The 23,208-nt window shown below is 36.3% G+C and carries 25 protein-coding genes; 14 read left to right on the top strand and 11 right to left on the bottom strand.

Features of this window, described 5'->3' with window-relative positions:
* Positions 1 to 221: 221 nt before the first annotated feature.
* Positions 222 to 1,370 carry a prolipoprotein diacylglyceryl transferase gene (locus ABIB40_RS09025; protein WP_354358195.1) on the top strand — a complete coding sequence of 383 codons (1,149 nt, stop codon included), beginning with the start codon at positions 222 to 224 and terminating at the stop codon, positions 1,368 to 1,370.
* 55 nt (positions 1,371 to 1,425) lie between these two features.
* On the top strand, positions 1,426 to 2,214 hold the full coding sequence (locus ABIB40_RS09020; RefSeq protein ID WP_354358193.1) for an inositol monophosphatase family protein: 789 nt from the start codon (positions 1,426 to 1,428) through the stop codon (positions 2,212 to 2,214).
* A gap of 212 nt (positions 2,215 to 2,426) precedes the next feature.
* Here ABIB40_RS09020 and ABIB40_RS09015 read toward each other — a convergent pair whose 3' ends face one another.
* Positions 2,427 to 4,226 carry a tetratricopeptide repeat-containing sensor histidine kinase gene (locus ABIB40_RS09015; protein WP_354358191.1) on the bottom strand — a complete coding sequence of 600 codons (1,800 nt, stop codon included), beginning with the start codon at positions 4,224 to 4,226 and terminating at the stop codon, positions 2,427 to 2,429.
* A 2-nt stretch (positions 4,227 to 4,228) separates the two neighbouring features.
* A complete protein-coding gene (locus tag ABIB40_RS09010) occupies positions 4,229 to 4,531 on the bottom strand; it encodes a hypothetical protein (RefSeq protein ID WP_354358189.1) in 303 nt (100 codons plus the stop codon).
* A 567-nt stretch (positions 4,532 to 5,098) separates the two neighbouring features.
* Between ABIB40_RS09010 and ABIB40_RS09005 the strand changes: the two genes are divergently transcribed.
* The 7 genes from ABIB40_RS09005 to ABIB40_RS08975 all read left to right on the top strand — a co-directional run bounded on the left by ABIB40_RS09005 (position 5,099) and on the right by ABIB40_RS08975 (position 10,476).
* Positions 5,099 to 5,872: a hypothetical protein gene (locus tag ABIB40_RS09005; protein WP_354358187.1), complete on the top strand. Its 774-nt coding sequence runs from the start codon at positions 5,099 to 5,101 to the stop codon at positions 5,870 to 5,872.
* A gap of 49 nt (positions 5,873 to 5,921) precedes the next feature.
* The gene (locus tag ABIB40_RS09000) at positions 5,922 to 6,401 is read left to right on the top strand and encodes a hypothetical protein (protein ID WP_354358185.1); all 480 of its coding nucleotides are present in this window, start codon (positions 5,922 to 5,924) and stop codon (positions 6,399 to 6,401) included.
* Between the two features lie 25 nt (positions 6,402 to 6,426).
* Positions 6,427 to 7,176: a hypothetical protein gene (locus ABIB40_RS08995; protein ID WP_354358183.1), complete on the top strand. Its 750-nt coding sequence runs from the start codon at positions 6,427 to 6,429 to the stop codon at positions 7,174 to 7,176.
* A gap of 22 nt (positions 7,177 to 7,198) precedes the next feature.
* Positions 7,199 to 8,251 (top strand): cellulase family glycosylhydrolase, encoded by a 1,053-nt coding sequence (locus tag ABIB40_RS08990; RefSeq protein WP_354358181.1) that lies wholly within the window; start codon positions 7,199 to 7,201, stop codon positions 8,249 to 8,251.
* A gap of 152 nt (positions 8,252 to 8,403) precedes the next feature.
* On the top strand, positions 8,404 to 9,069 hold the full coding sequence (locus ABIB40_RS08985) for a hypothetical protein (protein WP_354358179.1): 666 nt from the start codon (positions 8,404 to 8,406) through the stop codon (positions 9,067 to 9,069).
* A gap of 118 nt (positions 9,070 to 9,187) precedes the next feature.
* Positions 9,188 to 9,688 carry a hypothetical protein gene (locus ABIB40_RS08980; protein ID WP_354358177.1) on the top strand — a complete coding sequence of 167 codons (501 nt, stop codon included), beginning with the start codon at positions 9,188 to 9,190 and terminating at the stop codon, positions 9,686 to 9,688.
* 65 nt (positions 9,689 to 9,753) lie between these two features.
* Complete coding sequence (locus ABIB40_RS08975; RefSeq protein WP_354358175.1) at positions 9,754 to 10,476, top strand: LytR/AlgR family response regulator transcription factor; 723 nt, start codon at positions 9,754 to 9,756, stop codon at positions 10,474 to 10,476.
* 143 nt (positions 10,477 to 10,619) lie between these two features.
* On the opposite strand, the gene ABIB40_RS08970 is transcribed toward ABIB40_RS08975, so the two are convergent.
* The 5 genes from ABIB40_RS08970 to ABIB40_RS08950 form a co-directional block, all read right to left on the bottom strand.
* Complete coding sequence (locus ABIB40_RS08970; protein WP_354358437.1) at positions 10,620 to 11,171, bottom strand: NifU family protein; 552 nt, start codon at positions 11,169 to 11,171, stop codon at positions 10,620 to 10,622.
* Between the two features lie 73 nt (positions 11,172 to 11,244).
* Positions 11,245 to 12,591: an adenylosuccinate lyase gene (gene purB / locus ABIB40_RS08965; protein ID WP_354358173.1), complete on the bottom strand. Its 1,347-nt coding sequence runs from the start codon at positions 12,589 to 12,591 to the stop codon at positions 11,245 to 11,247.
* A 136-nt stretch (positions 12,592 to 12,727) separates the two neighbouring features.
* Positions 12,728 to 12,910 (bottom strand): hypothetical protein, encoded by a 183-nt coding sequence (locus ABIB40_RS08960; RefSeq protein WP_354358171.1) that lies wholly within the window; start codon positions 12,908 to 12,910, stop codon positions 12,728 to 12,730.
* A gap of 135 nt (positions 12,911 to 13,045) precedes the next feature.
* Positions 13,046 to 13,264, bottom strand: coding sequence for a hypothetical protein (locus tag ABIB40_RS08955; protein ID WP_354358169.1), 219 nt, complete (start codon positions 13,262 to 13,264; stop codon positions 13,046 to 13,048).
* A 96-nt stretch (positions 13,265 to 13,360) separates the two neighbouring features.
* Positions 13,361 to 13,561, bottom strand: a complete 201-nt coding sequence (locus ABIB40_RS08950) for a hypothetical protein (RefSeq protein WP_354358167.1) — start codon at positions 13,559 to 13,561, stop codon at positions 13,361 to 13,363.
* Positions 13,562 to 13,849: 288 nt separating this feature from the next.
* On the opposite strand from ABIB40_RS08950, the gene ABIB40_RS08945 reads away from it, so the two are divergent.
* The 3 genes from ABIB40_RS08945 to ABIB40_RS08935 all read left to right on the top strand — a co-directional run bounded on the left by ABIB40_RS08945 (position 13,850) and on the right by ABIB40_RS08935 (position 16,362).
* Complete coding sequence (locus ABIB40_RS08945) at positions 13,850 to 14,422, top strand: RNA polymerase sigma factor (protein ID WP_354358165.1); 573 nt, start codon at positions 13,850 to 13,852, stop codon at positions 14,420 to 14,422.
* Positions 14,423 to 15,520 carry a S1C family serine protease gene (locus tag ABIB40_RS08940; RefSeq protein ID WP_354358163.1) on the top strand — a complete coding sequence of 366 codons (1,098 nt, stop codon included), beginning with the start codon at positions 14,423 to 14,425 and terminating at the stop codon, positions 15,518 to 15,520.
* Positions 15,521 to 15,726: 206 nt separating this feature from the next.
* Complete coding sequence (locus tag ABIB40_RS08935; protein ID WP_354358161.1) at positions 15,727 to 16,362, top strand: peroxiredoxin; 636 nt, start codon at positions 15,727 to 15,729, stop codon at positions 16,360 to 16,362.
* Between the two features lie 119 nt (positions 16,363 to 16,481).
* Here ABIB40_RS08935 and ABIB40_RS08930 read toward each other — a convergent pair whose 3' ends face one another.
* Genes ABIB40_RS08930 through ABIB40_RS08915 form a run of 4 tightly spaced genes read right to left on the bottom strand, consistent with a single transcriptional unit; the run spans position 16,482 to position 20,109 of the window.
* Positions 16,482 to 17,666: a THUMP-like domain-containing protein gene (locus ABIB40_RS08930; protein WP_354358159.1), complete on the bottom strand. Its 1,185-nt coding sequence runs from the start codon at positions 17,664 to 17,666 to the stop codon at positions 16,482 to 16,484.
* Between the two features lie 7 nt (positions 17,667 to 17,673).
* Positions 17,674 to 18,945 carry an aspartate kinase gene (locus ABIB40_RS08925; RefSeq protein ID WP_354358157.1) on the bottom strand — a complete coding sequence of 424 codons (1,272 nt, stop codon included), beginning with the start codon at positions 18,943 to 18,945 and terminating at the stop codon, positions 17,674 to 17,676.
* A gap of 2 nt (positions 18,946 to 18,947) precedes the next feature.
* Entirely contained in the window at positions 18,948 to 19,415 is a 468-nt protein-coding gene (locus ABIB40_RS08920) for a GNAT family N-acetyltransferase (RefSeq protein WP_354358155.1), read from the bottom strand.
* A 16-nt stretch (positions 19,416 to 19,431) separates the two neighbouring features.
* Positions 19,432 to 20,109 (bottom strand): YggS family pyridoxal phosphate-dependent enzyme, encoded by a 678-nt coding sequence (locus tag ABIB40_RS08915; protein WP_354358153.1) that lies wholly within the window; start codon positions 20,107 to 20,109, stop codon positions 19,432 to 19,434.
* A gap of 69 nt (positions 20,110 to 20,178) precedes the next feature.
* Here ABIB40_RS08915 and ABIB40_RS08910 point away from each other — a divergent pair, with 69 nt between their 5' ends.
* Complete coding sequence (locus tag ABIB40_RS08910) at positions 20,179 to 20,712, top strand: DUF4296 domain-containing protein (RefSeq protein ID WP_354358151.1); 534 nt, start codon at positions 20,179 to 20,181, stop codon at positions 20,710 to 20,712.
* Between the two features lie 6 nt (positions 20,713 to 20,718).
* Positions 20,719 to 23,088: an endonuclease MutS2 gene (locus ABIB40_RS08905; RefSeq protein ID WP_354358149.1), complete on the top strand. Its 2,370-nt coding sequence runs from the start codon at positions 20,719 to 20,721 to the stop codon at positions 23,086 to 23,088.
* The last annotated feature ends 120 nt before the right edge of the window (positions 23,089 to 23,208 follow it).

The following is a 23,208-nucleotide window of genomic DNA, read 5'->3' as shown; positions in this document are numbered from 1 at the left end:
ACCAAGATGCAGCAATTACAACGGAGTAAAGCGGAAAACGGGGCTGCACTGGCCTGAAAACTACTGACATTGCGTTTTCTAAAAATTATTAGAACTTTATTTAGCATAACGGCTTACAAAAATCGCTGCACGAAGTTTTGGCCATGCTTTAACCTTAACCTTTTATAGTTGGTACTTTAGGCTTTCATCTTTGTTTGTTATCTTCGCAACAAATAATTTTTATGTTTCCTACTGTTTCGCATTTTATAGAGTATTTATTTGGGGTAAACATTCCAATGCCGTTTAATACTTTCGGGGTTTTTGTTGCATTTGCTTTCATTGCTGGCTACTGGGCTTTTTCAGAAGAGTTGAAACGCAAAGAGGGGCTAGGGATTTTGCATCCGTTTACAAAAACGGTGGTTGTAGGCGAGCCTGCAACTCCGTTAGAGCTTTTTTTAAACGCCTTATTTGGTTTTTTAATTGGCTATAAACTTGTTTTTGCGCTGTTAAATTACTCGCGTTTTGTAAACGATGCCCAAACAGTTCTACTTTCTTTAAAAGGAAATATTTTGGGTGGAATTGCCTTTGCGGCACTTTTTGCCTATTGGGATTATAAAGAAAAAGCCAAGTTTAAATTAGACAAGCCAAAAAGCACAACGGTTACCATACATCCTTATCAACTTATGAGTAATATGGTGGTTTGGGCTGCTATTTGGGGTTTTCTTGGCGCTAAGTTTTTCGATAATTTAGAATACTGGGATGATTTTGTGGCGCATCCAGTTGAGAGGCTGTTGTCTTTTAGCGGATTGACGTTTTATGGCGGTCTTATTTGTGGCGGTGCTGCGGTGCTCCTTATTGCCAAAAGAAATGGAATTAAACCGTTACACATGTTAGATGTTGGCGGTCCGGGCATGATGCTGGCCTACGGCGTTGGAAGAATTGGCTGCCACATGGCCGGCGATGGCGATTGGGGAATTGCGAATCTGCATCCGAAACCTTTTACTTGGGTGCCAGATTGGTTGTGGTCTTATAAATATCCACATAATGTAATTGGAGAAGGAGTGCCAATAGACGGTTGCGTGGGCAGATTTTGTCATCAGCTGGCAGAAGGGGTTTACCCCACACCATTGTATGAGGTAATTATGTGCTTGCTGCTTTTTGCTTTTTTATGGAGCATTAGAAAGAAAATTAAGTCGCCGGGACTAATGTTTGGAATTTACATGATTTTGGCAGGGGTAGAGCGTTTCTTAATAGAGCTTATTAGGGTAAACTCTAAATACCATGCTTTTGGTCTCGCCTTTACGCAGGCCGAAATGATTTCGACATTTTTGGTGTTTGGTGGTATTGGGCTATGTATTTATGCGCTTAGAAATGGAAACAAATTAAGCTAAATTTTACTTGTGGTTTGAGTTTTAAAACCACACAAAGCGCTACAGAAAAGAAAATATGAATTACGAATTACTGTGTACCAAAGTTGTTAATATAGTTAAACTTACGGGTAATTTTATTCGGAAAGAGGCTTTACAATTTGATGCGGATAAAATAGAATATAAGGGTTTAAATGATATGGTTTCTTACGTTGATAAAACTGCGGAAGAAAAATTAGTTAAAAATCTCGACAAGTTAATTCCTGATGCTGGGTTTTTGACCGAAGAAAAAACCATAAACCGAACGGGCAAAAGCTTTACTTGGATTATAGATCCCTTAGATGGAACCACTAACTTTATCCATGGAATACCTACCTATGCCGTAAGTGTGGCGCTTTACCAAGATGGAGAAGCGGTTTTGGGCGTAGTGTATGAGCTTAACCGTGGAGAAATGTTTTATGCCTATAAAGGTGGAGGGGCATTTTTAAACAAAAAAGAAATTCGAGTATCGAGTAATCCAGATCTAAAATCTAGCCTATTAGCTACTGGATTTCCGTATTACGAATTTGATGAACTACCACAATACATGAAGCTGCTTACAGAAGTGATGCAGAAAACCCACGGGTTAAGGCGCATCGGCTCGGCCGCTACAGATTTAATCTACGTTGCTTGCGGTAGGTTTGAAGCTTATTTTGAGTTTAACATCCAAGCTTGGGATATAGCCGCAGGTTGTTTTATTGTACAGCAGGCAGGTGGCGAGGTCTTAGATTTTGCTGGCGGTGCTGATTTCTTAGAAAAAAGACAGGTTATTGCTACGAACAGAAAGGTAACTACAGAACTATTAGAAGCTGTGAGAAGGTATTTTTAGTAATAAAATACATTTTGGATTTTTTAAATATCTGCAAATAAATCTTAATAGACTAGGCTAAAATTGAAGTGTAATGTATCGCTCCTTGTAACATATAAAGTGCATCTCCGGATAGAAAAACCGTTTGCTATCTTTACGAAGTATGCAATCTGTTGATTTAGCTCTAAAGTTATTTAAAGATTTGAATCTACAGGATTGTGTTTTAACAAATATTATTGTTCAGTAAATAATGGAAGGCAAATTGTGGCAATTGTACCGCCCCCTAATCTTGGAGCGATGTTAAAAGAAGCTTTATAACTAGATTCCTGCTTATTTATGATTTCAATCCTTTCTATGATGGAGGCCAATCCCATAGATTTTTCTTTAATAATACTTTTTGTGTCGAGGGCGCACTGTTTTTCTATACCGTACCCATTGTCCTCTATCGTGATACATATTCCATTTTGCACTAGACTAAATTGCACTTTTAAATTTGCATCAGGATTTTGAGCCGTAATTAGCCCATGTAAAATTGCATTCTCAATTAGCGGTTGAATGAGCATTGGAGGTAAGAAAAGTCTTTTTAGATTTATTTCATCATCAACAATAAAGTTATATTTAAAAGAATTGTCGTATCGCATAGCCTCCAATTCTGTATAAAGCATTAGCGCCTTTAGCTCCTTATCTGCAATTACCAAACTTTTGGTAGAGTTTTCTAATATAAGGCGGCTTAATGCAGCAAATTTTTGTAAAAGTCTAGAAGCAGTTTTTTTATCGTTCTCCATAATATACGCCTCTATGGAGTTTAGCACATTAAAAATAAAATGCGGATTCATCTGCGAGCGGATTGCTTTTAGCTCGCTCTCGGTTAACTTGTATTGATAATTTAACTTTAGTGCGTTTTGTTCGGCCTCCTTCCGTTGAAGTGAGTTTTTATATTTAAGCTGCTTAAAGCGGTATATGCTTATAAAAAATAAAATAATGGCAACAGAAACCACAACCAAAATGATAAAATTCCTTTGTTTTTCATTTGTTTTCGCATCTGCCAATACCAAGGCCTGTTTACTAATATAAATGCTATCTTGTTTTTTTCTAAGCTCGTATTTTGCAGCCATCTCAATAATTGCATCGCCAATATTTTCTGTATTGATATTATCCTTGGTAATATTCTCTAAGTTTTTAAACTTAAAGGCTTTCTCAAATAGCTTTAACTTACTATATACAAAAGCAAAGTTGTGGTATAATACCGCTTTATACGTGTCTGTAATGTTTGGGTTAATAAATTGATTTGCTTTGTTTAAACATATTATGCTTTCGTTAAACTTGTTTTGTTGCATTAAACAATCTCCTTTATTAGCATACGCGGCAAACAATCCTGTAGTGTCGTTAGCTAAGGTTAAATTTCTTAATGCTTTATCGTAAAAAATTAATGCGCTTTTATATCTATGTTGCAAGGAATAGGTATCTGCCGTAAACAATAAGGCATTATTTTTTGCATTGTTATAGCTAGACTGATTTGAAATTACCTTATCGAAGTAGAAAATTGCGCTGTCGGGGATGTTAAGTTCTTTGTAACTTACTCCAATATTATTTAGACAATCAAAGAGATTTGTACTATCCTTTAATAATTTGTCGTAGATCAACTGTTTTTTAAAGTAATTGATGGCATTTTTTTGTCTTCCGCTAACACTCGATTCTAAGTTGCCCAAACGGCTATATAAAAAAGATAGCGCAGCAAAGTCTTTTTTTTGCTCGCAAAATTTTACAGCTTCTCCATAATAGAAAATACTAGAATCTATCTTGTTAAGCGCTTCGTAATTATTACCCAGATACATATTTACTTTGTCTGAGTAACCGGTATCCTTGCCTTTTAGTGATTTTGCTTTAAATAGCAACTTAATTGCAACATTATATTTTTGATGTTTTGTGCTATCTTGAGCTAATCTTAAAAGTGATTTGTAGTTTAATTGCGAAAATGCCGGACTATAGATAAGCCATAATCCGGCGATTGTTGCAAATCTTAAAAAATTCATCTTTATTTTTTGACAATCAGATTGAACTGAAGCTGCTTAAGCGCGTTGATGATTTCATGATCTACTGGGGGTGGAGATGGTTTTGGCTTAATTATTACAACTTGTTTTGCCTCTAAGACGCCCTTGTTGTAAAATTTTGCTACCACACCATGACCTTTCACGGTAATCCTAATTTCTAAATCTGCGAAACTTAAATCTTTAGACGCTTTAAAATTTATTTTTTTAAGCTTCTCAATACCTGCATTTTTAGGCAGTATAACGTTTTTTTTTGTTGCCACGTCCATTTCGTTGGTTGGTTTTTTCATAATAGTATGATTAGTTGTTTTAAAATTTATCAAAATATAAGATGCTATTTTTGGATTTATTTTCAACACAGAAAACATTAAAGATTCTTAAGCCAGTGGAAAGAGCAATTGTGAACCGCACTACAATTCTGAAGTTACCAACTTTTATATAATGCAGAATTATTGACATAGATACCACTTTTAGCTAATGATTAAATAGTTTTCTATTTGATATTCAAAGTAATAAATAAATATAATGGATTTTTCTAAAGTATACTAATTCAAACTCCCGTTTCACTCATTAGAAAACCCAGTTCACTCAAGCCGCTCGTTTTAAAGGAAATATGTTGATTTAATTCTACAATTCGCTAGTTCTGATTAGCTGGTTGTTTACCATATTATACCTGGTTGTGTTCTGTAAACACTTGTTAATGATGTATCGCTTTTTTTAGCATTTGGTTTAATAATCAACCGATTCCCTCCACTCATTTAAAAGTACTTCTCACTCATTAAAAAGTCTGCTCCAATCATTTTCTTTAAATCGTATTTGCTAAGCTTATAAGTTTGTTCAAGAAAAAAAATAAGACCATGAAAAAATTATTAGTCGTATCCGCTTGCATTTTAATCGTAGCTGTTTCTTGTAAAAAGCACAAATCTGGCGAAGGTCAAGAGCATATTAATGGAGCTGTAAAACAAGTTGTAGAAAGTGTTAATGGTATCACTTACAAAATATTCACCGATAAGAATAGCATTTCTTTTAGAGGAATATTGGTAGTTGGAAGTGGAAATGATGAGAACAATCCATCCGAAGGCTCTGTTGATGGCGCCTCTGAAACAGCGTTATGCGAAAAAGCTGCTTCAAATGGATATGCGGCAGCAATAGTTAAATATCGCAAAACACCTGGCACCGCAGACTGGAATACTAGTGCGAGAATGATTGGAGAAGATTATGATAAATGCATCGTAGCAATTGCTGGAAAATACAACATAGATAAGAGTAAATCGGTTGTTGGTGGATTTTCCTATAGCAGTTATTTATTGCTCACAAATATTGCTTACAATAATAACCTAAATTATTGCAAAGGCCTTTTAGCTGCCTGTGGAGCAACTGATATAGACAAGATTAGCAAATTTAAGATTCCCGTTCTAAGCCTAAGTGGCAAAGACGAATTCGAAGGCTATGTAGATCAAGCCAATCCACAAAATAGCAATTACGCGGGTGTAAGTTTGTATAATAAAATTGCGGCAAATTCTCCTATAAAAGCTAAAAGCGAAGGTTTCAGCGACCCAAATAGTTTAGGGCATTGCAATGGAAACTGGACAGATAAAATGTTTCTAAAAACTGCTGCTTGGCTGCAATAAACTTTTTAAACTCAAACTTTATGTAACTCAATTTTTAAACCCTAAAATCATGACAAAAGTAAAAAGTAACCTCGCAAGTATTTTATTGGCCTTTACTGTGGTATGCGCCGCAGCCTCATGTAAGAAAAACCCAGTTAACAATGTAGCCGCAAGCTCTGGTAGTTTCACTTACGAGGATAAAACAATGGCCATTACAGATGCAGATTATCGAAGTGGTAATGGCGAAGGAGCCTGGATTTGTTTATCATCTAGCGACTTCAACACGGTACAAATTCGTTTCGGAGGTCTCGCAGACTATGTAATACCCGAAGGAAAAGCAGATTATGTAAATCTTAATTACGCTATGCCCATTTTGCCAAATAATAATTTAAAAGGCGCTCAAGTTATCATCAACAATGTTGCTGATGAATTTAGAACCGGAACTGTAACCGTTACCAAAAATGCCAATAACTATGTGATAACGTTAATCGGTATTACTGCCAAAGGAAAAGTAACCGCCAATTTCAATGGAGAATTGAAGAAAATATAATTTAAACTTTTAAAAAATTTTAATCATGAAAAACTTAAATAATTGCTATAAGATGCTTCCAATAATCCTATTATTTGTTTTGGTAAGCTGTAAAAAGAATGCTGTGAAACCTACCGGTGATGATCCTGTTGGCAAAGAACCAATAGAGGTAAAAGGTATAGGTATGAATGAATTGGTTGATTATTATCTAGTTACCGAGCGAAAAACCGGAAACACAAAACTGACCCTCATGACTTTTACAAACGAAGGAAATGTGACAAAAGCGAGCGTACATGGTGTAGGTTTCTTAAGAATCAAAGAAGTCGCGGCTACTAATTCCGTTTTTAGTTTTGATACAGAAGGCTTCGGAACTTATTCTTACACCTTAGAAAAAGATGCGAACGGAACGATTAAATTAAAAGAGTACAGTTTTAATGGAGGAACAGATATTGCTTATGCGCTTCTGGTTAAAAAAACAGATGCATTTGCGATAGAGAACTCAAGTTTTAAGGCCGGTGAGCTACTTTTTAAAATCAACAATACGAATGTAGAGTGGGATATTCAAAAAAGAATAGTGGGAACAAAAACTGGCCCACCACCTCTACATCTGGTAACACCTATCTATCTCACTGGCCCTGCCGAAAAGTTGCCTTATTATGCGCTCGTTAATTTTGGTTTTAAAACTAATAACAGCCAAATGATTGGGCTAACCGTACCAGCGTGGTTGGGTACAAACAACCCTGTAATGCTGGTCGAAAAAGCTGGCGCCTCCGTATTAAAAGCTGTTAAACAATAAATCAAATTTAAAAGAAATAATCATGAAAAATTCGAGAATAATTTGTCTTTTATTTGCTATTTCTATTACAATATTTGGGTGTAAGAAGAAAGAAATTCAAGATGGCGATCTGTCGTTCGGACTACATGTTAAAGACGGCAAATATCTTGCAGACAAATGTGACAACAAGATTATCTTGCGGGGAGTAAATATGGGCAATATCTATGCAGTAAACTTCGGCTTAAAAGAGTTAGAAGAAATCGAAAAAACAGGTGCTAATGCTGTTCGCATCGTCTTAGAAAAACAGTACAAAGATTATAGTAAAGGGGGCGTAGTTACTGCACTAACCGCAGAAAAAATAGAACCATTAATAAAGTCTTGTATCGAAAAAGGTATGATACCGGTACTAGAATTACATGATTATACCGGATCCGCAGATATCTCCGCAGATTTACCGAAAGCGACCCAATGGTGGATAACGGGTGAAATCAAGACGCTACTTCTGAGATACAACAAGTCTATCATCATAAATGTAGCTAACGAACCGGATAACGGTAACGCATCTGCAGCTACCTACAGAGATGTAAATATACGTGCGATTAAAACTTTAAGAGATGCAGGATATAATTGTCCTATCATGCTAGATGCTTCTGGCTACGGAAAAGATCATACAATTTTTATAAGTCAGGGTAAAGCTATATTGGAGGCCGATCCCTTGCACGATTTATTGTTTAGTGTCCACGCATACTGGCCAACCGTTGGCTTATATGGAAATTATTCTGACGCACAAATAACTGATAATTTTAAGGCGCTAAAGCAATCTGGGCTACCAGTTGTTTTTGGCGAGTTGGCTGTGGCAGACATTCAAAATGCGGTTTCTTATAAGATTAATTACAAACTGTTAATGAGTCTTTGCCAAGAAAATGAGTTTGGCTACTTGGCATGGTGGTGGGGCTTTAATAACAATCCCGGCGCAAATAACTTACTGAGTATGACAAATGATGGTCTTTTTAACGGTTTGCAGGATGGCGGCAAAACAATAGCTGTTGATGATCCAAACTCAATCAAAAATACTTCTAAGAGAGTTTGTAAATAACTCCAGAAGTTTTACCAAAAAGAAATCATTCAGCCACAAAACATTTAGTTAAGAATTAGTTAGTCAATCTTATTATTGGATTCTAAGATGGGATTCATTTTGATGACCAGTTTTAAAAGAAATTATAAACCTTTAAAAAAACAAAAAAAAACATGAAAAATTTATTTATTATACTCGTTAGTTTACTCACCATTACAGGCTCTTCGCTATATGCCCAAACTAAGAAGCCGGTTAAGAAAGCTAAGACAACCAAAACAATTCATACCACAAAAAAGCCAATTCGCAAGTCAAATACATCGACTTCGCCATCTAAAATTGTTAAGACACCGGTATCACCGGTGGTAGACACGAAACCCAATGCGTTTGCTAGTTCTGGAAAGCAAACCAAGTCTACTCCCGCCAAAAATGGTTATAAAACAGCAGTGGGTTTAAAATTTATCTATGGGGTTTCGTTAACCGGAAAATTTTTTATTAAAGATGATGCAGCAATTGAAGCAATTGTGAGGTACAATGGCGCTGGGGGATTCGGGAGCAATATTGCACTAACGGCGCTGTACGAATATCATGGTGATATAAAGGGTGTAGATGGCCTGAGATGGTACATTGGCGGAGGTGCTTTCGCAAATTATTTCAGCTGGAAAGACATTGATGCCCCGTCTGTGACGACTTATGGTGTTTCTGCAGTTGCAGGCTTAGAGTATAAGTTTGCAAAGTTGCCCATTGCGATTAGTGCAGATTGGCTACCCGGTTATGTTATAAGCAACAACATAGGTTTTTCAGCAGAAAATGGAGGCGTTGGAATCAAATATACTTTTTGATGTGCTTTAAAAATCCAAAGGAAACGTACGACATTAAGGATGAAGTTACTATGTTTTGAATCAAACTTCATTAACCAATCTCTTAAAATTTAAACCAAAATATCAGTAAATTAAAGCTATGAAAGTTATATGTGTTTTAATATTCGTTTGTTTAGCAAAACTATCATTTGCACAGTTTCAAACCCAAAAACATGTTTTGGTCACCCCCAAATCTACAGGAAATTACCGAAACGTAATAGACGGCATGGATGTAATAAAAATACCATTTCCCCAGGCACCGCTTCTACATGATGATGGCGGTTGGGAAAAAGGGCCATCTAATTGGGTGATGTCTAAAAAATTTCCGGTAGAATATACAGGTGGCTTATTATTGCTAGATCGTAACGGAATGGTTCATTATTTGATTGCCGAAGTTAAATTTAGCGAGCCAGGTTCTATAGAAATTTCGGCAAACAGTATGGGGAACTCATTTATTGGTCTCCACCCCTTTAAAAGAGTGTTTGGGAAAAAAGGTGAGAAAGTAGAAATGAGTATTATCACAAAAGAAAAAGATTTTGGAAACGAAATTAATCTTTACCTTAAGGATTTTAAGCCCAGTCATACTCAGCAAGTAAATTGAAGACTTTGATTAACGGAATAATTGTGAGTTTAAATTAACAACAGAGATTTAAAGATAAAAAAGCCATGCTAAAAGCCGCAATATTAGATGATGAGATTAGAGGTAGCAAGTTACTTGCTCATAAATTAGAAGTTTTTGAAAATGAGTTGGAAGTCGTTGCCGTTTTAAATAGTTCAGAAAAAGCGGTAGATCTTATCGGTGATTTAGTGATAGATGTTTTGTTTCTTGACGTAGAAATGCCTGGTCTAAACGGGTTTCAGGTACTGGAGCGGTTGGGAACATTTAATTTTGAGGTAATTTTTACAACTGCTTACGACAGCTATACCATAGAAGCGCTGAGAATAAGTGCTGTCGATTACCTTTTAAAACCCGTTGATGAAGATGATTTAAAGTTAGCCATAGCAAGACTAAAGAAAAGAGTAGAAGAGAAATCTAGCTATAAAGAGCAAAAAATAGTTATAAAGCAAAATAGGAAATTGGCTTTACCAACAGCAGAAGGGGTTTACATTATAGATAAGGTAGCTATTTTAAGGGTTGAGGCAATGAGCAATTATAGTGTATTCATCCTTGTGGATCATAGAAAAATTGTTGTTTCTAAAACCTTAAAAGAATATGAGACCACGTTGAACGACGAACATTTTATGCGCGTAAATCGGTCGGTAATCGTTAATTTAAACTACGTTGTTAAGTACAAAAAAGGCGATGGTGGTACTTTAGAGCTCGCAGATGGTACCGAGATTGAGGTTTCGCCTCAAAGAAAAGAACTTCTATTGCAAAAAATATTTTAGTTTTTTGTCTTCCAACGATACTTTACTGGCATTTGGAGTTTTTGTCTTTCACGTTAGTTGTATTTACTCAAATACGAACTAGCTAAAACAAAAAAAAAGGCTAAATTTAAGTTTAGCCTTTTCTCTTCAAAAAATTTGTTTCTTTACAAAGCTTCAGAAACAACTTCGGTAACTTCTGGCACCATACGCTGCAATAAGCTTTGAATGCCCGATTTTAAAGTGATGGTGGAAGAGGGACATCCACTACAAGAACCTCGGAGCTCTACGGTCACAACTCCCTCGTCAAAAGATTTGTAGGTAATTGCGCCTCCGTCTTGCTCAACCGCAGGCCTAACGTAATCGTGCAAAATTTGTTGAATTTTTATCTCAGTTTCTGATCCTTCGAAATTTGGGTTCTCCTCTGCAGTTGCTTCTTTTATTTTCAATTCGGCTTCTACCGCACCTTTTACAAATTCTTTTAAAATAGCCTCAATATCTGCCCATTCTGCATCTGGCGTTTTGGTTACGGTAACAAAATTACTTGCAAAAAACACGCCCGACACAAAATTAAATTTGTAGAGTTCTTTAGCAAAAGGCGAATGTTCTGCACTTTCCTTGGTCGCAAAATCTTCACTCCCATTGATAAGAAGCTTGTTTACCATAAATTTCATGGTAGCCGGATTAGGAGTTTGCTCTGTATATACGTTAATGGTCATGTCTTTATTTTTAATCATTCAAAATTAGGGATTTTGAGTGCTTTTCCTGTCGTGCGAGCGTAAATTTAAAAATCTAAAAAATTCCCGTATAGGTAAAAGGAGTAATGGTTCTCAGTTCTGCTTTTACCGTTTCTGAGATAGCTAGGCCATCTATAAAGTTCGAAATGCTTTTTGCGTCTATTTTAGTATTTGTTCTGGTTAAATCCTTAAGTGCTTCATAAGGGTTCGGAAATTTTTCTCTCCGTAATACCGTTTGTATGGCTTCTGCAACTACTGCCCAATTGTTTTCTAAATCTGCATTCAGCGCGTCTTCGTTTAATATTATTTTATCTAAACCACGCATGGTGGCGCTTATGGCAATTAAGCTATGTGCAAATGGTACACCAACATTTCTTAGAACTGTAGAGTCTGTTAAATCTCGTTGTAGCCTAGAAATAGGTAGTTTTGCCGCAAAAAACTCAAAAAGTGCATTTGCGATGCCGGCATTTCCTTCTGCATTCTCAAAATCTATTGGGTTTACTTTATGTGGCATGGCCGAAGACCCAATCTCGCCTTCCTTTATCTTTTGTTTGAAATAGTTTTTAGAGATGTAGGTCCAGATATCTCTATCTAAATCTATAATGATGTTGTTGATGCGTTTCATTGCATCGCACTGGGCTGCAAATTGATCATAATGTTCTATTTGAGTGGTATGTTGCGCTCTTTCAAGGCCCAGTACTTCATTTACAAAATGATTTGAAAACTTAACCCAATCTATTTTAGGATAAGCGATATGGTGTGCATTAAAGTTGCCCGTTGCACCACCAAACTTTGCGCTATTAGATATTTGTTGTAGATTTTTAAGCTGAATTGCAAGTCGCTCTGCAAACACCAAAAACTCCTTGCCTAATTTTGTGGGCGAAGCCGGTTGTCCATGAGTGTGTGCCAGCATAGGTATATTGGCCCAATTGGTCGCTAAAGTGTTCAGCTTTTCAATTAACGTTGTTATTGCTGGATAATAACTCTCATTTAAGGCTAGTTTGATTGAGTAAGGGATAGCGGTATTATTAATGTCCTGAGACGTAAGGCCAAAGTGTATAAATTCCTTATAGTTTTGGAGAGAAAGACTATCGAACTTGGATTTGATAAAATATTCTACCGCTTTTACGTCGTGGTTGGTTATCTTTTCGGTCGCTTTAATTTCTTCTGCATCAGATTCTGAAAAGTCAGTATAGATACTCCTAAGTTTTGGAAGTAAATTTGAGTCGAATCCTTCTAATCCAGGTAATTTTAAATCCGCTAATGAAATAAAGTATTCTATTTCTACGTAAACGCGATACTTAATGAGCGCTGCTTCAGAAAAATAGTCTGCTAATTGTTCTGAGATTTTTCTATAACGTCCGTCTATCGGAGAAATCGCTCGCAAAGTGGTTAAATTCATGCCTGTTTTTTTAAATGAAAGCACAAATTTAGCACATTTGACGGGTTTTTTAAATTAAAATGCCCTTAGTTCGCAAATAAAAAAAGGCCTCAGAAAGTTTCTGAAGCCCATATAGTGAGATTAGATGGAAACAAAATTACATTTTGTTCATTGTAGTATCCATCTTGGTAGTATCCATCATTGTGGTGTCTTTCATAGAAGTGTCAGAAGACATCATCGAAGTATCCGAAGTTGTATCTGCTTTTTTCTCAGAATTACATGCAGCAAAAGATAAAGATAAAGCTAAGGCAACGAAACCTAATTTAAATGCATTTTTCATTTTTTCTTGTTTTAAGTTTTAATAATTGATTACGCTCTTTAATACCCAATAATAAAAAAGGTAACCCGTTTTTTTAAAAAAAATAAAGGTCAAGAAAAATTTTCCTTGACCTTTATCTTAAATGGGAGTTAAAAATTATTTTTTAACTTCAGTGGTTTTAGTTTCGACTTTAACAGAAGTATCTTTAACTGTAGAATCTTTAACCATAGTGTCAACACCAGTAGTGTCAGTCATCTTCATAGAAGTATCAGTCATTGTAGTATCTGCACCAGCAGCTTTTTTTTCTGAGTTACAAGCAGCTACTGATAAAGATAATGCTAAAGCTATAAAGCCGAATTTAAATGCGTTTTTCATTTTTTTCTTTTTTAAGTAATGTAATTTGAAGGTTAATACGGGTTCCGACAAAAGGTAACCCGTAATTTTTTTATTTTTTTAAATATTTTTCAAAAACTAGTTTTTCTTGATTTCTGTCTTCTCAGTAGTGATTTTTACAGCAGTATCTTTCACTGTAGTATCTTTTGCCATCGTATCAACATTTTTAGTATCTACCATAGTTGTATCAGTTGAAGTAGCTTTCTTTTCTGAGCTGCAAGCAACCATGCCCAAGGAAAGTGCAAATGCTAAAAAGGTAATTTTTAAAGTGTTTTTCATGTATTAAAATCAAGGCCGCAAAGGTATGCCAATTTTTAATAAATCCTAATAATTTAAAAATTAATCTACGTTGGTTGTTTTTGGACAATCGTTTACACCAAGGTTTAATCTGGTAGATTCTTTTTTTACAAGTATAAAACCACGTTGTATGTAGTTATGGGCGGAAAACAGCGTTTTGATACTTGCTTACATACGAGGTGCTGGAGATGTTTTTAATCGATGGACTTGGCGGCAACACAATTTTTTACCTATTATTGGGTTACTTTTTAACAGAAAATGTATTAACTGGTGAAGTTTAGTTTAAGAGAATCCGTTCCAACAGATAGAGAAGTAATTTTAGGAATTTTAAATAATTCTGAAGAAGTACTTAATAGATTGTACAAGGCTTATTTTGCCATGGTGTTGCAATTGGTTTTAAATAACAACGGTAGCGAAGACGACGCTAAAGACGTTTATCAAGAAGCCATTATTGTACTGCATGATAAGGTAAAGCAAGGTGGTTTTGAGCTGACCAGTAAATTAAAGACTTATATTTATTCTGTTAGCAGAAGGATTTGGTTGAAGAGGCTTGCCACACAGAGCAAGAAGGTGGGGAGCATTACAGACTATGAAGAGTTTTTGGAGGTTGATGAAGATGTAGAAGATTTTGAGCAGAAGGAGCAACATTTTGATAAAATGCATTTGGCCCTGATAAATTTGGGCGAACCTTGTAAAACCATCATTCAAGATTTTTACCTGCACGATTTATCTATGAATGACATCTGTGATAAATTCGGATATACAAACTCAGACAATGCTAAAACGCAGAAGTATAAATGTTTGCAAAGATTGAAGAAATTGTTTTTTAAGACAAAAAATTAGATGAGAAACGAGTTAGAGCTAGAAGCAATTATAGAAGATTATCTTCTCGGTAACCTTACAGAGGAGGAATCTAAATCATTCGATTTGTTGCGAAAAAACGACCCCGCAATAGACCAACAAGTTGTTACGCATAGGTTTTTTTTAGAATCGATGAGCAATTATGCTTCGAGATTGCAAATAAATAATCAGCTAAATGAAATACACAGTCAAATAGATGTAGAAACATTGGCAAACGAGTTTAGGCCTCACTCTTCTAAAATTATTGCAATTTGGCGTAAAAATAAGGCGCTAATTGGCATCGCTGCATCTTTTGTCGTGCTTTCTTTAATTTCTATTTATTCCATTCAACACAATAGTAAGCAAGCAGACAGCTATTTGCAGATGCGTAAAGATGTGGTAAAGGCCATAAAAAGTCAAAACAATTTGATCAGAAACATCAAGACGAATGCCGAAACTAGCCATCCTAAGGCACTTAGCCCAGGGAATTATGGAGGTACAGGTTTTGCAGTATCTACCAATGGTTATATTGTTACCAATTTACATGTGGTGCAAGATGCAGATTCGATCTATATTCAAAACAGCAAAGGTGAATCTTTTAAAGTAAAGGTAGTACATACTGATCCATTATATGATATGGCTATTTTGAAAATAGATGACAATAGATTTAAGAACTTATCGGCTGTTCCTTACACGATTAATAAAAATAGCGCAGGCATCGGCGAAAATGTGTACACCTTGGGTTATCCAAAAGATGATGCTGTTTTGGGCGAAGGTTACGTAAGTTCTAAAAATGGATTTGTAGGCGATACTACACAATACCAAGTTTCTATTCCTGTAAATCCCGGCAATAGTGGCGGGCCGCTACTAGATAATGCTGGTAACTTGGTTGGTATAATTAGTGGTAAAGAGAGCCAAGCAGATGGCGCTGCATTCGCTATTAAATCTACCTATATTTTAGATGCTATAAATGCAATACCATCAGATTCGCTAGGTAAAAAGCCCTCTGTAAATCGTAAAAGCGCCCTTTTTGGCCTAAAACGAACCAAACAGATCGAAAAACTGCAAGATTATGTGTTTATGATAAAGGTTTACAACTAGTTATCGCTAAAAAGATAAAATTAAAAGCCGCATATATTTATGAGGCTTTTTTATTTATAAGGCTCGGCTAATTTTCGGAGTGACTAAGGTTTATTTAGAAAAAAAAATGTTTTTTTACAGCCATTTTTTTTATTGCTCAAATAAAAACTACTATTTTAGTATACTTTTTTGTAGGTTTGTTTAGTTAACATTAAAACATAAAAATTATGAGTATTAGAATAGGCGATACCGCGCCAAACTTTCAGGCAGATACCTCAATCGGAAAAATAGATTTTTACGAATTTTTAGGCGATAGTTGGGGTGTTCTGTTCTCTCACCCTGCAGACTATACACCCGTTTGTACCACAGAACTTGGTAGAACCGCGGCTTTAAAAGACGAGTTTGAAAAGCGAAATGTAAAAGTATTGGCGTTAAGCGTAGATACAGTAGAGTCTCATAAAGGCTGGATCGGCGACATTAACGAAACTCAAAATACAAATGTAGAGTTTCCAATCATTGCAGATCCCAATAAAAAAGTTGCAAATTTGTATGACATGATTCATCCAAATGCTTCAGAAACCTTGACAGTAAGATCTTTGTTTGTAATCAGTCCTGATAAGAAAGTCAAATTGATGATTGTTTATCCCGCTTCTACAGGAAGAAATTTTAATGAAGTAATAAGGGTGATAGATTCATTACAACTAACGGCTAATTACAGCGTAGCTACGCCAGCCGATTGGGAAGATGGACAAGACGTAATTGTTTCTGGAGCTATTAAAACAGAAGACATTCCTGCTAAATTCCCAAAAGGACATAAAATTATAAAACCTTATTTAAGGACAACTCCACAACCTAACAAATAGGCTTGGATACAGCGAGCTATTAAGTTGGCTATGTTGTGCTGAACAAATAAACCCTAATAAACTTTATGTTTGATAGGGTTTATTTGTTTAATTGCAGGCCCGGTTTATAAAGATGCTCATCAGTAATATTGGATAATTTTTGCCTCGATGACGATGTTTTTTTCATCTGAGGTTTTGCAGAATATTAGAAATTGCTCTTTAACGGGCTTTATCACATATTTTTTAACCAACTCTTTTGCCTTAGCGGGATAATTTCTAACCACCACGTTTCCCCGCAGATCTGGTTTCTTTTTTATTTCTTTGGTATCCATCACTTTTGTAATCTCGAAAATTCTCCCCGGAAAATCGGCTTCTCTTTTTTCAGAAACGAATAATTGAGTGTTTGCATGTAGTTTAGTCAGGTTGAAGCGCAAAGCGATTGAATCTTGTGCACCAGCTTTTAGTATTGCGGTATCTGGTTCGTAAAGAAACAAACCAGTAAACACGTTTTCCGCAAAAGTATTGACGTGCTTTAAATCGGCTTTGTAAAAAGAAAAGCTTTTTGTCTGATCGTTAAGAGTAGTGGCTGTGATTTTCAATTCGCCGCTAAAACCAGGTTCAAGTATCCACAGCAGCTCCTTACATTCGTTTTTTATACTAATTACGTGTACCTCTTTTACATGTTTCAATTCTCCCAATCCGGCATCAATATCTAACAACGGAGAGGTTTTTAGCATTACGCGGTTGGCTTTTGCCAATAAAGTTTCAAGATTTAAGGGAATGTTTGGTGTGCAATCTGCTAGCTTAAAAACCTTTCCGGTATTTCCCCTGCGGGCAGGATCGGCATAAATTGTATCCCATCGGGTTGATTCTTGTTTTAGAAACACTAAGCCATCAGTGTTTAAAAAGACAATGTTGTAAGCTCCGAGTTGCTTGGCATTATGGCTGGCAATGCTCGACAAATCCTCAATCATTTCGCAATGAACAACTTTTTTATTCTGTTGCGAAAAATAGTAAGCGTCTACCCCAAATCCGCCAGTAATGTCTAAAAGTGTTTCGCCTGGCGCAATTTTGGCCTTATGTTTCGCCGTAACTTCAGACGAAGTTTGTTCTATACACAATGAAGTTGGATAATAAATATTGGGCGTGTTAAACCATGTGAAGAGTTTTTTTTCTGATTTCTTTTTTGCCAAAATCTGCGCGGCCAGCTCTGCAGAAGAAGCATTAAGAAATGGGCTCTTTGCAAGTGCAATTTTAGCAGCATCAGCAGTTAGATTTTTAGTGATAAAATCTTGTACATCCGGTTGTAAAATTGCTTTATTCATTGCGGGGTTAACTATTGGCTAGGTTTTTCATCACCATTTGGCAGGTATGGCGACTTTTTACCTCAAGCAATATTTCTTTGTTAACGATTGTTCTCGCAATTGTCTGCTCGTCGTAATACCTTATTGTAACCAATTCTAAGTCTCGATTATACTTAACCATAAAATCCGTCGATAACACTTCTAACAGCTTTTTAACCGTCTCTTCGTTGTCGTCTACACTCACAGAAAAACTCATTGCAGAGTTTAACATGGTGTTTATTTTAACATTATGCTTATGGAAAAGGTCAAAGATTTTGCTTAAATTTTCTTCTATAATAAAGGAGTAATCTTTTGGAAAAATAGAAATTAAGGCTTGGTTTATTTTGAAAATAAAAGAGGGAATTGGTAATGGATTGCTTGTGTTAGCTATTATTGTTCCTTTCTCTGCAGGCTGTAAAAAAGACCTCACATACAAAGGAATATCTTTATTTTGTAGTGGTTTAATGGTTTTTGGATGGATAACCGTAGCACCATAGTAGGTGAGTTCGATGGCGTCGTAATAGCTCATCTGGTCTATTTTTTCGGTCACATCAAACCATTTTGGGTCGGCATTTAATACTCCAGGCACATCTTTCCAAATGGTTACTGCGTTTGCATTTAAACAATAGGCAAATATAGCGGCAGAATAATCTGAACCTTCTCGCCCTAAAGTGGTGGTGTAATTTTCTGTGGTTCCGCCAATAAAACCTTGAGTTACCACAATGTTTTGGCTGAGCACAGGCAGTAAATCTTCTTGAATAATTTTTTCTGTTTTATCCCAGTTTACTTTCCCTTCTCGATGGGTATTATCGGTTTGGATATAACTTCTGGCATCTGCCCATAAGGTTTTTTGGCCACAATGGTTAAGCCAGGCAGCTATAATTTTTGTAGAAACAATTTCTCCAATAGAAACAATTTGATCATAAATATAGGCGTCATTTCCATCTGGCGCATCTTCCAGCAACCAATCAATCTCTACAAAAGTATTAGCCACATCATCATAAACAGCATGGTGGTTGCCTTCAAACAACTCATCAATTAGGTTAAAATGAAAGTTTTTAACCTCTTCAAAAATAACGTTTAAATTTTCAGTTTTACTTAAATAGGCTTGGGTTAAATCTTCTAATCGATTGGTCATTTTACCCATAGCAGAAACCACAATTAACAGTTCGGCCACTTTGTAATCCTTAACAATATTGGCAAGATTTCTCACGCCTGCCGCATCTTTTACAGAAGCACCACCAAATTTAAATACCTCCATGTTTAAAATTCTTTAACCTGTTCTGTGCTGAATGATGCATTTAACCACCCAGTTTCTATGTCTGCGTTGTATTTTCGATAGAAATTTAATGCTGGCTCGTTCCAATCTAGTACTTGCCAAACCATTCCATTATAATTCTCGCCTTTGGCAACATCTATAACTTTTTCGAAAAGCAGTTTTCCAATTCCTTTTCCTCTATAATCTTCGGTAACGATAAAATCTTCTAAATATAACCTACAGCCTTTCCATGTAGAGTAACGTGTATAGTAGAGTGCAAAACCTACGGCTTTACCATCAACTTCTGCTATAAAAGCATCCCAAGTTTTGTGCTTGCCAAAGCCGGCGTCTCTAAAATGCGCCAAGTTTACGGTTACCTCTTCAGGCGCTCGTTCATAAAGCGCAAGTTCGTGTATCAAAGTCAACATGGCTTCGCAATCTTCTGCTGTTGCTTTTCTAATGTTTAAGTTCATGTTTATTGTTGGTTTTTTAAACTTTTGCTGGTCTACCACCAAAAATACTGCTTCCAATCCGTACCATAGTACTGCCTTCTTCTATGGCAATTTTATAATCGGCACTCATGCCCATAGAAAGTTCTTTAAATGTTTCTTCTTTTCTAAAAAAACTCAACTTAATCCCATCAAAGAACACTTTCATTTCGTTAAACTCTATACTAAGTTGTTTTTCGTTTTTTGTGTTGGTGGCTATGCCCATCAATCCTGTTATTTTAACGTTTTTAAGTGAGAGATACTCTTCAGACCTTAACAACTCTATCACTTCATCAAAATCTAGCCCAAATTTTGTTTCTTCATCGGCAATATAAACCTGCAATAAGCAATCTATAATCCGATTGTTTTTTGCCGCCTGCTTGTTAATTTCTTGCAGAAGCTTTAAGCTGTCTACCCCATGTATCAGTTCTACAAAAGGGGCAATGTACTTTACCTTATTGCTTTGTAAGTGCCCAATAAGGTGCCAACGAATGTCTTTTGGCAATTCCGTTTGTTTTTCGCACATCTCTTGTACTTGGTTCTCGCCAAAGATGCGTTGCCCGGCCTCGTATGCCTCTAAAATGTCTTCCTTTGGTTTGGTTTTAGAAACTGCAATTAGCGTTACGCCTTCGCCCTCAACCTCATTTTTATATTTCTTTATGTTCTCAGCTATGCTCATTTATGCCTATTTTTGGTAAAATTAACAACCTTGCCGAAATTTTGGCAACAATTACTGCTTTAATTCTGAATGAGAAAAACATTTTTGAGTGTAATTTTATGTATTTTTTTGTTTGCGTGCGGCAACAGCGTACCCAAAGGCATTATTAAGCCAGACAAAATGGAAAATGTTATTTACGATGTACATGTTGTAGATGGCTATGTTTCTATGATTTATCCAGAAGATTCTGCCAAAAAAGTGGCGTCTGCCTATTATAAAGGAATTTATAAAAAATTCGATACCGATTCAGCTCAGTTTACGCAGAGTTTGGCCTACTATTCAAAAAAGCCATTAGTGCTAGAGGCAATGTACAAGCACATATCGGCTAAGTTAAACGCTCAAAAAAAATATATGGAAAAACGCGATTCCATTGAATTGAAGAAAGTTCTGAAACAAGATTCTATCAAATTAAAGGCGAAAAAGGAGAAAGATTCGATAGCGATAGCGAAGAAATTGAAGGCAGACAGTTTAGCGAAAAAAATAAAGCTGAAGAAAAAATCGACTTTATTTAAAAAGAAAGTTAAAAAGAAGAAGATTACACCTAAAAAACAGGAGCGTTTTTAAGATTTTATGTTGTACCCCGAAAATTGTGAAGAAAGGTTAGGTTTTGGAGAAATAAAGCACCTCATTGCAAAATATTGTTTAAGCCCTATGGGGCAAACGATGGTGCAGAAGATGCAGGTAATTACCCGATTTGACCAAATAGATAAGTTTTTAAAGCAAACCAACGAGTTTAAGAGTATTATCCAAAACCAAGAACCATTACAAATTACTGCGTTTTTCGATATTAAATCTTTAATCGAGAAAATTAGGGTAGAAGGTTCTTACCTGTTAGAAGAAGAGTGGTTCAAGGTTTACACTTCTTTGCAAACTGTTTTTAGTGTGCTGCATTTTTTTGCATCACGACCAGAAGTTTATCCCACTTTAGAAGCACTGTTTGAGTATTTGCCGATAGAGAAAGGCATTCTTAGGAGCATAGAGGCTGTGATTGATGCAAATGGAAAAATTAAACCAAACGCATCTAAAGAATTGTTGGCAATAACCTCCTCAATTAGTCAAGCCGAACAAGATATCCGCAAGCGCATGGATTCTGTTTACAAGCATGCACTTGCAAGTAATTGGGTTGCCGACGGCAGTTTAACCATGAGAGATGGTAGGATGTGTATCCCAATTTTAGCCGAAAACAAGCGCAAGTTAAAAGGTTTTGTACATGATGAATCGGCGAGTGGGCAAACGGTTTACATCGAACCCGAAGAAGTTTTTAATTTAAACAATAAACTGCGCGATCTAGAATTTGATAAGCGCAGGGAAATCGTTAAAATATTAATAACCTTAACAGATCAGTTGCGGCCATATTCTAGTTTGCTGCTCTCTTACCATGGCTTTTTAACCAAGTTAGATTTTGTGCGGGCAAAGGCACTGTTTGCCATCGAAATTGGCGCAGAAATGCCTAAAATATTAAAAACACCAGAAACAAAGCTGGTTAATGCGGTGCATCCGCTGTTGCTGCGTTCCTTTAAATTAGAGAAGAAAACGGTTACGCCGTTAAATATCCATATTGATGCGAAGACGCGAGTAGTTGTGGTATCTGGCCCAAATGCTGGAGGTAAATCGGTTTGTATGAAAACAGTTGGGCTGTTGCAACTTATGCTGCAAAGTGGCTTGCTTATTTCTGCCGACCCTAATAGCGAAGTTGGTTTGTTTGAGAATATTTTTGCAGATATTGGCGATGACCAATCTATAGAGAGCGATTTGAGTACTTATAGCGCCCACCTTACAAAAATGCGGTTTTTTGTAGAACGCTCAACTTCTAAAACTCTTGTGCTGATAGATGAGTTTGGTACGGGTACTGATCCGCAATTTGGTGGGCCAATGGCCGAAGCGGTATTAGAAGTGCTGAACAACAAAAATGTGCGCGGCGTAATAACCACCCACTATTCTAACCTCAAATTGTTTGCCGGGAACACAGAAGGCCTAGAAAATGCGTCGATGCTTTTTGATAATAGGTTGATGAAGCCGTTGTATATTTTAGAAACAGGAAAGCCGGGCAGTTCTTATGCTTTTGAGATTGCCCAAAATATTGGCTTACCAGAAGAGGTGGTTAGGTTAGCGAAGCAAAAATCGGGTAAGAACGAGAATAGACTAGATAGCCTATTGATTGATTTGGAGCGCGATAAAAAGCAAATTTACGACAGTAAAGTTGCGTTGGCGAACCAACAAAATAAGGCTAAAAATTTGATTGCCGAGAACGAAAAATTAAGGGACTTTTTATCTGAAAATAAAAAAATCCTTATAAAGGAGGCAAAACAAGAAGCTCAGAACATTATCAAAAACGCCAATAAGCTTATTGAGCAAACAATTTTTGAAATTAGAGCTAACGAGGCAGATAAAATCGTTACCAAAACGCTGCGACAAAACCTGCAAACCGAGTTAGAACGGGTGCGTGTTCCCAAAGAGAAGCCACAGCCCAAAATGGAGGTTAAAAATGAAAATATTGAGGTGGGAGATTGGGTTAAGTTAACAGATAACGATGCGATGGGCCAAGTTTTGGAAGTGAACCGAAATAATTTGGTGTTGGCCATAGGTGATTTACGTTCGGTTGTAAAGCAAAATAGGGTACATAAAATAAGCAATAAGGAAGCTAAAAAAGTGGTTCAGCAGTCTTTTGCAGGTCGAATGACAGATGCAGTAGCAGACTTTAGAGCAGAATTAGATTTGCGCGGATTGCGGGGAGAGGAAGCTTTATTCGAGGTAGAGAAGTATTTAGATAAAGCCATAATGCTTGGTTTCCCATCCATTAAAATAATTCATGGAAAAGGCGATGGGATTTTAAGAAAGCTGATTAGAGCAAGTTTGAAAACATACAGTCAGGTAGATAGAATGGAAGACGAACACCAAGATAGGGGTGGAGACGGCATCACTTATGTTTACCTAAAATAACGGCCTCAGCAAACAGGATTTATCAATCGAAACATCTGCTGTTCGACATGTTCCGCAGGGAGCAAAGTATACACCTCAAGTTTAAATTATTTGTTTAAATTAAGTAGCTAAATTGCTACC

The organism is Pedobacter sp. UYP30 (assembly GCF_040547165.1).
Classification (GTDB): Bacteria; Bacteroidota; Bacteroidia; order Sphingobacteriales; family Sphingobacteriaceae; genus Pedobacter.
This window is presented reverse-complemented; position numbering and strand designations above follow the sequence as displayed.

Bases quoted from the DNA above. Each gene is read 5' to 3' on its own strand.
- ABIB40_RS09025 (WP_354358195.1), top strand. From the start codon at position 222: ATGTTTCCTACTGTTTCGCATTTTATAGAGTATTTATTTGGGGTAAAC.
- ABIB40_RS09020 (WP_354358193.1), top strand. From the start codon at position 1,426: ATGAATTACGAATTACTGTGTACCAAAGTTGTTAATATAGTTAAACTT.
- ABIB40_RS09015 (WP_354358191.1), bottom strand. From the start codon at position 4,226: ATGAATTTTTTAAGATTTGCAACAATCGCCGGATTATGGCTTATCTAT.
- ABIB40_RS09010 (WP_354358189.1), bottom strand. From the start codon at position 4,531: ATGAAAAAACCAACCAACGAAATGGACGTGGCAACAAAAAAAAACGTT.
- ABIB40_RS09005 (WP_354358187.1), top strand. From the start codon at position 5,099: ATGAAAAAATTATTAGTCGTATCCGCTTGCATTTTAATCGTAGCTGTT.
- ABIB40_RS09000 (WP_354358185.1), top strand. From the start codon at position 5,922: ATGACAAAAGTAAAAAGTAACCTCGCAAGTATTTTATTGGCCTTTACT.
- ABIB40_RS08995 (WP_354358183.1), top strand. From the start codon at position 6,427: ATGAAAAACTTAAATAATTGCTATAAGATGCTTCCAATAATCCTATTA.
- ABIB40_RS08990 (WP_354358181.1), top strand. From the start codon at position 7,199: ATGAAAAATTCGAGAATAATTTGTCTTTTATTTGCTATTTCTATTACA.
- ABIB40_RS08985 (WP_354358179.1), top strand. From the start codon at position 8,404: ATGAAAAATTTATTTATTATACTCGTTAGTTTACTCACCATTACAGGC.
- ABIB40_RS08980 (WP_354358177.1), top strand. From the start codon at position 9,188: ATGAAAGTTATATGTGTTTTAATATTCGTTTGTTTAGCAAAACTATCA.
- ABIB40_RS08975 (WP_354358175.1), top strand. From the start codon at position 9,754: ATGCTAAAAGCCGCAATATTAGATGATGAGATTAGAGGTAGCAAGTTA.
- ABIB40_RS08970 (WP_354358437.1), bottom strand. From the start codon at position 11,171: ATGACCATTAACGTATATACAGAGCAAACTCCTAATCCGGCTACCATG.
- purB (WP_354358173.1), bottom strand. From the start codon at position 12,591: ATGAATTTAACCACTTTGCGAGCGATTTCTCCGATAGACGGACGTTAT.
- ABIB40_RS08960 (WP_354358171.1), bottom strand. From the start codon at position 12,910: ATGAAAAATGCATTTAAATTAGGTTTCGTTGCCTTAGCTTTATCTTTA.
- ABIB40_RS08955 (WP_354358169.1), bottom strand. From the start codon at position 13,264: ATGAAAAACGCATTTAAATTCGGCTTTATAGCTTTAGCATTATCTTTA.
- ABIB40_RS08950 (WP_354358167.1), bottom strand. From the start codon at position 13,561: ATGAAAAACACTTTAAAAATTACCTTTTTAGCATTTGCACTTTCCTTG.
- ABIB40_RS08940 (WP_354358163.1), top strand. From the start codon at position 14,423: ATGAGAAACGAGTTAGAGCTAGAAGCAATTATAGAAGATTATCTTCTC.
- ABIB40_RS08935 (WP_354358161.1), top strand. From the start codon at position 15,727: ATGAGTATTAGAATAGGCGATACCGCGCCAAACTTTCAGGCAGATACC.
- ABIB40_RS08930 (WP_354358159.1), bottom strand. From the start codon at position 17,666: ATGAATAAAGCAATTTTACAACCGGATGTACAAGATTTTATCACTAAA.
- ABIB40_RS08925 (WP_354358157.1), bottom strand. From the start codon at position 18,945: ATGGAGGTATTTAAATTTGGTGGTGCTTCTGTAAAAGATGCGGCAGGC.
- ABIB40_RS08920 (WP_354358155.1), bottom strand. From the start codon at position 19,415: ATGAACTTAAACATTAGAAAAGCAACAGCAGAAGATTGCGAAGCCATG.
- ABIB40_RS08915 (WP_354358153.1), bottom strand. From the start codon at position 20,109: ATGAGCATAGCTGAGAACATAAAGAAATATAAAAATGAGGTTGAGGGC.
- ABIB40_RS08910 (WP_354358151.1), top strand. From the start codon at position 20,179: ATGAGAAAAACATTTTTGAGTGTAATTTTATGTATTTTTTTGTTTGCG.
- ABIB40_RS08905 (WP_354358149.1), top strand. From the start codon at position 20,719: ATGTTGTACCCCGAAAATTGTGAAGAAAGGTTAGGTTTTGGAGAAATA.